10 protein-coding genes and 1 pseudogene are annotated in these 11646 nt (G+C 57.8%); 3 read left to right on the top strand and 8 right to left on the bottom strand.

Annotated elements, in window-relative coordinates:
* Positions 1-41: 41 nt before the first annotated feature.
* The 6 genes from uxuA to RRU01S_RS16875 are packed head-to-tail and all read right to left on the bottom strand — an operon-like array spanning position 42 to position 6492.
* Positions 42-1238, bottom strand: a complete 1197-nt coding sequence (uxuA, locus tag RRU01S_RS16900) for a mannonate dehydratase (RefSeq protein ID WP_045231480.1) — start codon at positions 1236-1238, stop codon at positions 42-44.
* Entirely contained in the window at positions 1235-2014 is a 780-nt protein-coding gene (locus RRU01S_RS16895; RefSeq protein ID WP_052816113.1) for a cyclase family protein, read from the bottom strand. The genes uxuA and RRU01S_RS16895 overlap by 4 nt, the downstream gene beginning before the upstream one ends.
* Positions 2015-2950 carry an ABC transporter permease gene (locus RRU01S_RS16890; RefSeq protein ID WP_045231479.1) on the bottom strand — a complete coding sequence of 312 codons (936 nt, stop codon included), beginning with the start codon at positions 2948-2950 and terminating at the stop codon, positions 2015-2017.
* Complete coding sequence (locus RRU01S_RS16885) at positions 2947-3915, bottom strand: ABC transporter permease (protein ID WP_234901975.1); 969 nt, start codon at positions 3913-3915, stop codon at positions 2947-2949. The genes RRU01S_RS16890 and RRU01S_RS16885 overlap by 4 nt, the downstream gene beginning before the upstream one ends.
* A complete protein-coding gene (locus tag RRU01S_RS16880; RefSeq protein WP_234936186.1) occupies positions 3908-5392 on the bottom strand; it encodes a sugar ABC transporter ATP-binding protein in 1485 nt (494 codons plus the stop codon). Before RRU01S_RS16880 ends, RRU01S_RS16885 begins: the two co-directional genes overlap by 8 nt.
* Positions 5393-5406: 14 nt before the next feature.
* The gene (locus RRU01S_RS16875) at positions 5407-6492 is read right to left on the bottom strand and encodes an ABC transporter substrate-binding protein (RefSeq protein ID WP_052816112.1); all 1086 of its coding nucleotides are present in this window, start codon (positions 6490-6492) and stop codon (positions 5407-5409) included.
* 165 nt (positions 6493-6657) lie between these two features.
* Between RRU01S_RS16875 and RRU01S_RS16870 the strand changes: the two genes are divergently transcribed.
* Together RRU01S_RS16870 and RRU01S_RS26495 are read left to right on the top strand one after the other, a co-directional pair.
* Positions 6658-7389: a GntR family transcriptional regulator gene (locus tag RRU01S_RS16870; protein ID WP_081880121.1), complete on the top strand. Its 732-nt coding sequence runs from the start codon at positions 6658-6660 to the stop codon at positions 7387-7389.
* Between the two features lie 72 nt (positions 7390-7461).
* A pseudogene (locus tag RRU01S_RS26495) lies at positions 7462-7678 on the top strand (ATP-binding protein); the annotation flags it as partial.
* 350 nt (positions 7679-8028) lie between these two features.
* Here the strand turns inward: RRU01S_RS26495 and ctaD are convergent.
* Together ctaD and coxB are read right to left on the bottom strand one after the other, a co-directional pair.
* The gene (gene ctaD, locus RRU01S_RS16860; protein WP_045231476.1) at positions 8029-10533 is read right to left on the bottom strand and encodes a cytochrome c oxidase subunit I; all 2505 of its coding nucleotides are present in this window, start codon (positions 10531-10533) and stop codon (positions 8029-8031) included.
* On the bottom strand, positions 10533-11201 hold the full coding sequence (gene coxB, locus RRU01S_RS16855) for a cytochrome c oxidase subunit II (protein WP_165572240.1): 669 nt from the start codon (positions 11199-11201) through the stop codon (positions 10533-10535). Before coxB ends, ctaD begins: the two co-directional genes overlap by 1 nt.
* 54 nt (positions 11202-11255) lie before the next feature.
* On the opposite strand from coxB, the gene RRU01S_RS16850 reads away from it, so the two are divergent.
* A partial coding sequence (locus RRU01S_RS16850; protein WP_045231474.1) for a DUF2231 domain-containing protein occupies positions 11256-11646 on the top strand: 391 nt, incomplete at its 3' end.

Here is an 11646-nt window from a genome sequence, read left to right as displayed (position 1 = left end):
GGGCGTGCCCCAGTGCGTTGTGCCGTTGGGTCGCGCCATGATCATGCCAGTCCGTACTTTGCGTGGGAGAGTGTTCGCTCGATGCCGCGCAATTCCGCCAGTCCCTTGAGGCGGCCGATGGCGGGATAGCCCGGTTGGGCACCACGCGTTAGATCGTCGAGGATTTCCTGGCCGTGATCCGGTCGCATGAATATGGGTCGGTCAGTGATACCTTGCCCTGTGCGGCGATGTTCTTCGGCGACGAGGGCGGCAATCACAGCGACCATATCGGTGTCGCCTTCCAGATGCTCATCCTCGAAGAAGGAACATGGCGTGCCTTCCGTCTCGCGGCGCACGTTGCGCAAATGAGCGAAATGAATTTTCGGTCCCAGGCGTTTGATCATGGCGGGCAGATCGTTGTCGGCACGTGCGCCGAGCGAGCCAGAACAGAAGGTCACGCCATTGGCGACGCTGTCGACGGCTTCCAGCACCTCGATATAATCGGTTTCACTGGACAGGACCCTGGGAAGTCCCAGCAGCGGCCAGGGCGGGTCATCGCCATGGGCACACAGGCGCATTCCCAATTGTTCGGCCAACGGCACGACTTCCGAGAGAAAGGCGATCAGGTTTGTGCGCAGGCGTTTGGCGTCGATATCGGCGTAGCTTTCAAGAGCCTCGCGCAGCTCGCCAAGACTGTATCCATCCGCCTGCCCAGGAAGGCCAGCACCTATATTGCGGGAGAGGGCCATTTTCTTGCTCTCGGGCATTTCGGCGAAACGTCGCGATGCCTGCTCCACGAGGTTGGCGGAATAATCATTGGCTGCCGAAGGGCGGGCAAGAATGTGGATGTCGAAAGCGATGAAGTCGATCAAATCGAAGCGCATAGCACGTGCACCGCCTTTGGTTTCCCATTTCAGATCGGTGCGTGTCCAGTCTAGGACTGGCATGAAATTGTAGCAGACGGTTACAATACCGGCGCTGGACAATGCCCTGAGACTATCCTTCCATGCTGCAATATGTGCTTTCCAGTCCCCGGACATGGTCTTGATGCTCTCGGATATTGGTATGCTTTCGACTAGTTCCCATTCCAGACCGCCAGCACGAACTTCCCATTGACGCTTGGTAATTTCTTCTGCGGTCCAGGCGGTGCCGGTCGGAACGTGGTGAAGCGCACTCACAATGCCTTGCGCTCCCGCCTGCGCAGCGTCGGTCACGCTGACCTTGTCGATTGGGCCAAACCAGCGCCACACATGTCTCATGCTTTGGTCCTTAGAATGCTGCCGGCTTGCGCCGGATTAGATGGATCTTGTCTGAGGGACGAATGGGTTGAAGACTCTACCAAGGCCACGGCCCTGACGGGAGATCCGGAGCCTCCAGCGATGGCTAAGGGCAGCGCTATCAAAGAACAATAGGGCGGCAGCCGACCGAGATTTGCAAAGTTCTCGCCAACGAGGATACCAGCGCCCAGCAGAACGTTGTGTGCGGGGAAATCGGTGCTGCCATAATGATCGATCGACAAGCAATCGGAGCCGACAATGCTGACATCTCGGTCCCACAGATATTCACTGGCCTCTTGCGACAGGCCCGGCCAATCGCGAAGGAACCGTTCGTGTGGCGCTGGATCGTTCCAATATTGATCCCATCCAAAATGAAAAAACACCGCGTCACCCGCCTGAATGGCGCCATGTTTCTCTTCAAATTCGATGATGCGGGCTACATCGACAGCTTCGCATGGTGTGCAGTCCCGCGCGTCGATCGTGGCCATGCGGCCGAAGAAGTGGCTCAAGGCTATCTTATCGATCGATTTTCCATTCGGCACGAAATGCGAGGGCGCATCGAAATGGGTTCCTGAATGCTCGCTGAGGCAGAGCGCGTGGTTGCATGCGAGATCGCCGCGCTCGAAGCTCTCGACTACCTCCTGACAAAATGCCGGATGGGTCGGCCAGACCGGCATTCCTACTTTCATCGGGTGCGTCAGGTCGATGAAATCCGTCACATCTTTATCGAACAATGCTGTGAAATCGACAGTCTTCATTCAATTCACCCGTGGTCGCGGCGCGATCGCCACAATGAGGATGATGAGCGCTCCGGTCAGAACGAAGCGGACGCCAGCCTGCATCTGGAACGTGTTGAGCATTGTCGCCATCAGGTTGAAGAACAGCGCCGCACCCCATATGCCGATGGCATTTGCCTTGCCGCCTGCCACGCTTGTGCCACCGAGCACCACGACGGCGATGGATTCCAGAAGATAAACGTCGCCCATGTTCAACGCCGCACCGCCTGAAAACCCGGAGAGAAGAAAGCCCGCCAGTGCCGCGCCGACGCCGCAGAGGCAATAGGAGATCAGACGAACTCTGCCGACAGCGATGCCGGCAAGCCGTGCTGCGGGCTCGCTCTGGCCTGTTGCCAGAAGGCGCCGGCCCCAGACGCCGCGGGTCAGAACGACCATGGTGATAGCCGACAGGACCATGACGGCGATGGGCATAGCGGGCAGTCCGGCAACCGACCACAGCGTAAAGGACGACAGCAAGGCCGGAGGCTTCAGTGTCGCTTCGCCACCCAAATTGTAGGCAAACGACTGGAAGACGAAACTGGCAGCGAGCGTGGCGATGATGGGGGGCAGCCGCAGCAGCGTGATTGCCATAAAATTGAAAATACCGGCGGCTGCCCCCACGGCGATGGCGGCTGCAAAGCCTGCAAAAAGCATACCGTCATTGCCCTTCATCACCGTCATGGAGACGTAGGCCGCGAGGGTGAGTACCGATGGCACCGAAAGATCGATATTGCCGGGGCCGGAGGTGATGACCAGCATCTGGCCGGTACCGACAATGACGCTGAAGGCACCGAAAGCAAGGGCTGCCGACAGTGTTGCCCCGGCGCTGCCGATGCCGGCATAGGCGGTGGTGGCGATCCACATGGCGAGCGCCACAATGAAGCCGTAGGTCCAGGGAGCGATGGATAGACGTGTCATCGTGTTTTCTCCGACACGAGAATTCGACCGGCGAGAACCAGAAACAGGATGAGGCCCTGTGCGCCGATCTGCCAGGTTGGCGGCACTTGCAGGAAGCTCAGCAACGAGCCTGCGAGCGAAAGTGTCAGGGCGCCGATGACGGTTCCGACCGGCGAAACGACGCCGCCCGTAAACGAGCCGCCCCCAAGGATGACGGCACCGACGCCGAGCAGGGTATAGGCAGGCGCAATATTCGGGTCGCCGGACGTCGTCAGCCCCGTCAGCGTGATGCCCGCAATGCAGGCAAGACCACCCGCTGCGGCATAAACCAGGACGCGTATCCATGTCGTTGCCCACCCGGCGCGCTCAATGGCGCGGGGATTGGCGCCCGTCCCTCTTAGAACGGCACCATAGGATGAGCGGGTGATGACCAGATGCCCGGCAATGGCTGCGAGAACCGCAAGCAGGATCGGCAGGGGCACGAAGCGAGGCTGCCAGCTCATGAAGCCCGCTAGCCAGTCAGGTATCGAGCCACCCGGTGACGGCAGGATGAGAATGGCGGTGCCGAGCCAGATGAAAGACATACCCAGCGTGACGATGATCGACGGCAATTGCCGCAGGTGGATCAAAAGCCCGACGCTAGCATAGATCGCGATGAGGATGAGGTAGAGCATAATGGCAACGAACGGCGCGTTGTCGAGATAAAGGGCAGTAATGCAGGTTATCAGGCCGACGAAGGCGCCGTTCGAAAGATCGATGTCGCCGAGCATGATGACAAGCATCTGGGCAAGGGCCGCAAACACCAGGGGTACCGAGAGCTTGAAGAGCAGCGTGAAGCCGAAATAGCTCATTGCTGCGGGCCGAATCCAGAAAATGATGGCCAGCATGGCGACAAGCGTGACCGCTGGCAGGCCGACCTGAATGGCAGGCCCAAACCAGGCGGCGCGTCGAACGGGACGGACGGGAAGCATTGCCGCATCAGCCATGTGCGCCTCCAAACGAAGCTTCGAGAATACGCGCCTGGTTAACCGCATTGCCCTCGATCTCCTCGACCGCACGGCCTTCACGAAAAACATAGAGCCTGTCGCAATTCTTCAATTCGTCCAGCTCCGTCGTGTACCAGACGAAGGTTCGGCCCTGCGCAGCTTCGTTGCGGATCAACTGGTAGACCTCCTGTTTGGTGCCGACATCGACGCCACGCATCGGATCGTCGAGGAAGATGACGCTCGCATCGGAAGCAAGCGCACGGGCGAACAGCACCTTTTGCTGATTGCCGCCACTCAGCGACAGGATCGGCGTGTCGATTGTGGGCGCCTTGATTTTGAGACGTTCAAACCAAGTTTGCGCTAGCGATCGCGCTTCGCCGAAAGAGATGAAGCCGTAGCGTTGCAATACATTGAAGCTGCGGATGGTGAGATTGTCAGCGATGGACCACAGCCCAAAAACGCCTTCAGTGCCTCTATCGCCCGCCACATATGCCACCGGTATTTTGCCGGCTTTTTCGATGGCGGTGAAAATCGCGCGCAGCCTTTCGCGCTGGCCGTGTCCGTCCAGCCCCGCAAAGCCAATGATATCGCCAGCAGCGGCCTGAATGGGTCTGTCGTCGCCATCGATGCCGGAATGATCGATCAGGCGAGGCCCTGCGTTTGTCTGTTGAGTTCGAGCAGTGCGTGCATCCGTGTTTTCGATGCTGCCCATCAGCGAGACCAAGGCTGAGCGCGACAAGCCTGCCGTCGGCCTTTCGCCGACGACGGCCCCGTCGACCATGACGATAGCCCTGTCGCAGACCGCGAGGATCTCATCGAGGCGATGAGTAATCAGAATGCAGGCCACGCCGCGAGAGGCAGCATTGCGTATATAGGCCAGCAACTGCTCTGTTGCCTGATGACCAAGCGCAGATGTTGGTTCGTCCAGAATCACACAGCGTACCGGTATGTCTGTCTCCGTGAAGGCACGTGCGATCTCGACCATCTGTCGCTCGCCGATGGCGAGGTCGGATATTTTTGCGTCAGGATCAATGCCGTGGCCGGGGAAAATGACGTCGAGCGCGCGGGAGATCATCTCCCGCGCGCTCCTGCGCCAGCTTGGTCCGCGAAGCTGGCGGTGAATGATACGGGTATTCTCGGCTGCAGAGAGGTTCCCACAGAGCGACAGCTCCTGAAAAATACAGCGCAACCCTCCGGCTTGTGCTTTGGCCGTTCCCCATATGTCGATATCGTTTCCGGCATAACGAAACGATCCGGAAGTGCGCTGCACGGCACCAGACAGCACGTTCATCAGCGTGGATTTGCCCGCCCCGTTATGCCCGACAAGGCCGACGACCTCGCCACGGCCGAGATGAAAATCCACTCCGCACAAGGCCTGTACCGCACCATACGACTTGCTCACTTCCCGAACCTCAATGAGGAGGTCCGGAATGAGAGAAGACGCAACCTTGTCAGGGTGAACCATGAGATCGGCCATCGCTTGTATCCGTCTTACTTCGGTGCCGGAACCGCAGGGAGAGGCGTCTTGTTCACGTTGGCATCGATGATTTTCGCAACCAGTTCCTGCGGATATTCGGCATTGACGACACCGCCTTCAGGAACCGTCTTCAGCCAGGCATCTAGATCGGGCTGATTGATCTGGAGAAGCGGGACTTCGACGAATCTAGGGACTTTCTTGCCGGCGAGAAGCTGCTGTGCGACCCAGAAGGCTACCTGCGAGACGGAGGGCGTTGCGCCAAGCGAGAAGGTTTCGTAGCCGGACGCATCATGCTCCTGTTTCCAGAGCGCAAGTTCGTCCTGCCGGTTGCCCATGATGATGATGGGCAATGGCCGGTTTGCGGCCTTGAAGGCTTGTGCGGCACCATAACCATCGCCGCCTTGAGTCAGAACGGCATCGACCTTGGGCAGCGAAGGCAGGATACCTGCGACTTCCTTTTGAGCGACTGTTGCCGTCCACTGACCGTAAACCTCGCCCACGCTCTTGTAGTTCGGATGGGCGGCGAAGGCCTTGACGACGCCTTCGTGAAGTCGCTTGTCGAAACCATCACCGGCCATGCCACGGATTTCCAGGATGCTGGCCGGCTTGTCGCCCAGCTTTCCGGCGATGAAATCCAGCTCGGCCTTGGCATAGGAATCGAGATTGTAATCGACAACGTAGGCGCAGGGCTCTGTTACGCCGCTGGCAAAGGCGACGACAACGATGCCGGCATTGCAGGCATCCTTGATAGAGCCGTTGAGCGCCGTATCGGATCCTGCCAAAACGATGATCGCATCATAGCCCTGAAGGATCAGGTTCTGAATCTGCGAAGCCTGTTCGGTAACGGAATTATTCGAGCTGACCACAGCGGTCCCGCCGATCTTGCCATCCGTCTTCGCTTTGGTGCCCATGTCCTCAAAGCTCTTGATCATCACCTGCCGGAACGAGTTTCCGGCATATGAATTGCTGAAGGCAATCTTTTTGGCACTGGTATCGCCGGATGCAATGCCGTCTTGGGCTTTTGCACCTATCGACAGCGTTGTGCTGGCAAGTAAAGTGATGACAAGCGTCAATGCGCTCGCCGAATACGCAGTCCTCATAGCGTTCTCCTCCGCTGTCATTGAAGGGCCGCACTCCGTTCCCGCGTCCCGTCGCCAATATTATACTACCATGGTAGTGTGTCAATATCCGTGATAGACCGTGTGGACAAGATATGCGATCTGCAATCCAAACGACTGGCGGACAGAGAAAAGAAAGGTCTTCAGATGGGCGAAACGAAGAACGTCGATCGCAGGATACCGGGGTTTGGTGGTGACGAAACGTCAGATGCCATCAACCTCCGCCTGCCGATCGCGCCGCAGATCTACGAGCGTTTGCGTCGCGCGATCACGACGCTCGCAATGCTGCCATCCGAAGCTTTGAGCGAAAAGGAATTGTCGCTTCAACTCGGTGTCAGCCGGACGCCCGTGCGCGAGGCCTTGATCCGGCTTGCGGATGAAGGACTGATCGACATCCTGCCGCAGCGGGGAAGCTTCGTCGCGCCGATCCGGATGAAGGATGTCGAGGAGGCCCAGTTCATTCGTGAATCCCTCGAAGTGGCCGTTGTCAAACGCCTGGCAGGTCGCTGTTCCTCTGCATTCCTGTCAGAGCTTGATACTAATCTTGTGCGGCAGGAGCGTGCGGTCTCGCTTGAAGATCATGATTTGTTTCTCGACCTCGACGAAGCATTCCACCGGAGCTTTTGCGAGGAGGCAGGTCTCTCCAAAAGCTGGCGCGTGATCCAGTCGGTCAAACTCCAGATGGATCGCGTCCGCTATCTCAGCCTTCCTGATCCCGATCATTTGAATACGCTTTTGGCGCAGCATCGAGCCATTTTCGATGCTGTTGAAAAAGGCTTGGCTGTCGGGGCTGGGGCGGCGATGTCAACCCATCTTCAGGAGGTCCTTCGCACGGCAAAGAGGTTGAGTTTGCAACGGGCGGATCTTCTGGAGATTTGATGGCAACAACCCAAGTCGAAACCATCTCGCCTTCCCAGCTAGAGAAGTATGGAGGATCGACAAGTAAGTGCAGCTGTTTCACGCGATCAAGATCGATGGTTATTCACATACTTTCAGGCTTTGGGCTTCGCTGCGGTCTACATTGAAAGGTTCTTCAGCATTCCCGGCATATCGAAATACAGGTTTTGTTCGATATGCATGGCAATGCCGTGTGGCTGGGCATGACGATTGCCCGATGCAGCGCCGCCATCAGAAGATTTTGAAAGAAGCGCCAGCGTCAGGTATTTCGGAACGTGATCCGCGGTGCGTGAGGCCTCAACACAATTCCAGCCACAAAACGCCCGGTAATAGGATTATTGTCGAGAAAAGACCCGCGGCTGCGCAATAGCGCCCGATCTTCGTAATCGCCAATTGCTCGCTCTCTATTCGTCCGGCCAGTACATACATTGCCCCCGACAGAATGGCTGATGCACCAAGAATTGAGACAAGTATCAGTCTCAACATCGGGACGCTGGCGATAAAAGTCGTGTCCCAGCTCGCCCTGCATCCCACGGCCTGAACGCCATAAAGGGTGATGAAATAGATACTCCATAAGATGAATGGTCCGATAATAAGGAATATCAGGCGGCACCGCATGGCTCATCCCCCCGACGCCAGTGTTGTGAGGAGGTGCGGATACAGCCATGCGATCAAGACAATACCAAGACAGTAGCGGTGCCAGAGGGAGCCGATCCGCAGATCGTTCTGCCGAGCGTCGGAAACATATTGGCCCATGCGCCACAGTCCAAAACTGGAAAACACCAGACCGAGAACAAGGTGGAGAAGCAGGTAGCAGGAGACTGCGAATTCGATGGCGTTTAGGGCTGAAGACGTTGCGACCGCAGAACGTCCGTGTAATTCCACAAGCAAAAACGTCGCCGCCAAACCATAGGCGATGAGCGATGCGAGAAACATCGAACGAAATGGCCGCTTTTTTGTGCCAGATGCAGCGCCCAAACATGCTGCAAAGATGGCTATGGGTATAATCCATGCAGCACCCGCGGTGGATACCACATCGGTGAACGGCTTCGGACCAAGATTGGAAACCCACAGAAAGAGTCCGCCGAACAGCAGCGATGCAAACAGCGTGGCATTGGCGATCAACACCAGACGCATTGCCAGAATGGCGGGCGCGTCCCGGCTTTCGAAATGCAACGGGAGGCGGCAGTCGCTGGAGGCGTCGAGCAGAGCACGGTCCATTTTGGCATCCGGGTTCCGGGTCCACAGCAGGAACAAGCCAAGCGTTGCCAGCGCGAACATCACCGCGAGCGGATAGAGCTTTAGCAGCAGCGACACAAAGACACAGCCGGTTGTGATCGCCGTGAACAACGGTAGATAGGTTGGTCTCGGCAAAATAATGATTTGATTGGGTTCGCCGGAGATCGCATCGACACCCAGAGTCTCCATCCAGCCGTTGCGGGAAAAGCCCAGATAACCCTTGCCTGCCGCCAGTTCGGCCCCGAGCTGGTTGATCGGTAGATTGTCGGCTCGTTCGGAAATGTGAGGGATCGACGCGAAACTGTAGGATGGGGGAGGTGTGGGCATGGCCCATTCCAGCGTTCCCGCTTCCCATGGATTGCGCCTAAACCGCTTTCCGAAGATGAAGATCAGCACCATGTCGAGTGCAACGAGCATGAAGCCCATGGCCATGATGAAGCTGCCGAAGGACGACAGCAGGTTCAGCCATTCCCATGGCGAACCCTCAGGGTATGCATAGATTCTGCGCGGCATGCCAAGCAGGCCCGTCAGATGCATCATGAAAAAGGTCAGGTTGAACCCGACGAAGATCATCCAGAAGGCCGCATGCGACAGATGCTGGACGGGCTGGCGTCCGCTGATGTGGGGTATCCAGTAATAAAGGCCTGCAAGCATGGGAAACAGGAAGCCACCCACCAGTACATAATGCAGATGCGCCACCACGAAATGCGTATCATGTGCCTGCTGGTCGAAGGGTACCATGGCCAGCATCACGCCGGTTAAGCCACCCATGACGAAGACGACGAAGAAGCCGATGATATGCAGCATCGGCACGTTCAATTGCGGGCGCCATTGGGCAAGCGTCGCAAGCCAGGCGAAAATTTGGATCGATGTGGGTATGGCGACGAGCGCGCTGGCGGCTGAGAAGAACGACAATGCGACATGGGGAATGCCGACCGTATACATGTGATGCACCCACAGGCCGAATGAGAGAAAGGCCATGGCTATCAGGGCTGCGATGATGATCTCGTAGCCGGTCAGTGTCGTTCTCGCCAGCACCGGGATGATGGTGGACAAGGCGCCTGCGGCGGGAAGAAAGATGATGTAGACCTCCGGGTGTCCGAACAACCAGAACAGATGCTGCCACAGCAGCGGATCACCGCCCCGGTCGGGATCGAAGAACGGAAGGTCGAAGGCGCGCTCGGCTTCCAGCAGGATCGAGCCGAGGATGAGCGGCGGAAATCCGACGAGCATCATGCCGCCGACCACCAGCATGTACCAGGCAAAGATCGGCATTCTCACCAGCGACATTCCCGGCGCGCGCATGCGAATGATCGTAACCACGATTTCAATGGCGGCGCTGATTGCGGAAATCTCCACGAAGGTGATGCCCAGCAGCCAGATATCGGCATTGATGCCAGGGCTGTATTTGGATGATGAGAGCGGCGTGTACATGAACCAACCGCCATCCGGCGCGATGCCGGTCACGAGGGCGAAGATCAGCATCGAGCCGCCGAAGAGATAACACCAGTATCCGTAAGCGGATAACCTGGGAAAGGCCAGATCCCTCGCGCCCAGCAACTTCGGTAGAAGATACATGGACAGTCCTTCGAAAAACGGGATGGCAAACAGGAACATCATGATGGTCCCGTGCATGGTGAAGACCTGCGCATATTGCGCAGCGTCCATGAACCCGTTGGTAGCAGTTGCCAGTTGTGTGCGGATCAGCATGCCGAGGAAGCCACCGATGGCAAAAAACACCAGCGCCGTCACCATGAAACGTTTGCCGATGACGTTGTGATTGACCGCAGCAAAACGCTTGATGCCCGAACCAGCATTCCAGATCGCATCAAGCTGCCTGTGCAGGGCGATGGGAGACAGCTTCTGTGTGGGTATGGATCGGTCCATCACGGGGCTAAATTCCTCACGGTGTTTTCATAATCGGGCAGGCTGTGTGTCTGGACGCGGAACGTCATGGCAGCATGGCCTTGACCGCAATATTCAGAACAGACGCCCCCGAAGGTGCCCTCGATATCTGCCAGCAGCGTGATCGTGTTGACCTGGCCGGGAATGGAATCGATCTTGCCGCCTAGCCGTGGCACCCAGAAACTGTGGATGACATCGACGCTCGTCGTGTCGATTTTCACAGGCAGGCCGACCGGTATGTGCAGAACATCGCGGGAGACCACCTGTCTGCCATCGATTTGGTAGGCGAACTCCCAGCTCCACATTCTGGCTGTTGCCGCAATCGTGACCGTAGGGCGGGGTGTGTTTGCACCGAACATTTTCTCACCCTGATAGAAGGTATACCCCAACAAAGCGATGAGGATGGGGATGGGCATGATGATGCCGCCCAATACGATCCAGCGCTTCGGATCGATGGATTTGAAACGCCCGCGCGCCATCAGGACCATGAAGAGCAGGCCTATGACGAGCGCGAATATCACAGCCGAACCTGCCAGCATCGCCCACCAAAGCTTGGCAAAAGCCTCGGTCTGGGGCCCGGTGGGATCAAGGGTCGATAGGTCTCCCTGACAGCCGGAGAGCATGGCGCCGGCAAGGAAAGGAGGGATCAAACCCCGGAACCGGAAAGCGGATCGCCGTGTTGATAGCCAAACAGGAGCCGATGGATGCCAGAAACAGACAAGCCGAACCCAGTGATTTCCAAAGTGGAAGAAAAGACCACGAATTCCGCTGTCGCGGTTGCCGGTCATCCCCTCCATGCCATGACGGTTCACTTCCCGATTGCGCTGGTGATCGCCACTTTGGCTGCGGATGTCATGTTCTGGTGGAGCGGTGATCATTTCTGGATGAGGGCGGCACTCTGGGCTTCGGGCGGCGCCTTCTTCAGCGGCATTGCCGCGGGGCTGATTGGCACAGCGGAATTGTTGCTGGTGTCCGGCATTCGGGCGCGGGTCGCCAGCTGGGCGCATGGCATTGCTGCCATGTCGTTGATTGCCGTTGCAGGTGCCAACTGGGGCGGGCGTGTTACCGATACCATCGACGTTCTTCCGCACGGGC

This window comes from Agrobacterium rubi TR3 = NBRC 13261, from assembly GCF_000739935.1.
Taxonomy (GTDB): domain Bacteria; phylum Pseudomonadota; class Alphaproteobacteria; order Rhizobiales; family Rhizobiaceae; genus Agrobacterium; species Agrobacterium rubi.
The sequence above is the reverse complement of the archived record's forward strand: the minus strand, read 5'-3'. Positions and strand labels throughout refer to the sequence as shown.

Excerpts from the sequence above, each read along its gene's own strand:
- RRU01S_RS16895 (WP_052816113.1), bottom strand. The coding sequence starts at position 2,014 with ATGAAGACTGTCGATTTCACAGCATTGTTCGATAAAGATGTGACGGAT.
- RRU01S_RS16890 (WP_045231479.1), bottom strand. The coding sequence starts at position 2,950 with ATGACACGTCTATCCATCGCTCCCTGGACCTACGGCTTCATTGTGGCG.
- RRU01S_RS16880 (WP_234936186.1), bottom strand. The coding sequence starts at position 5,392 with ATGGCCGATCTCATGGTTCACCCTGACAAGGTTGCGTCTTCTCTCATT.
- RRU01S_RS16885 (WP_234901975.1), bottom strand. The coding sequence starts at position 3,915 with ATGGCTGATGCGGCAATGCTTCCCGTCCGTCCCGTTCGACGCGCCGCC.
- RRU01S_RS16875 (WP_052816112.1), bottom strand. The coding sequence starts at position 6,492 with ATGAGGACTGCGTATTCGGCGAGCGCATTGACGCTTGTCATCACTTTA.
- ctaD (WP_045231476.1), bottom strand. The coding sequence starts at position 10,533 with ATGGACCGATCCATACCCACACAGAAGCTGTCTCCCATCGCCCTGCAC.
- RRU01S_RS16870 (WP_081880121.1), top strand. The coding sequence starts at position 6,658 with ATGGGCGAAACGAAGAACGTCGATCGCAGGATACCGGGGTTTGGTGGT.
- uxuA (WP_045231480.1), bottom strand. The coding sequence starts at position 1,238 with ATGAGACATGTGTGGCGCTGGTTTGGCCCAATCGACAAGGTCAGCGTG.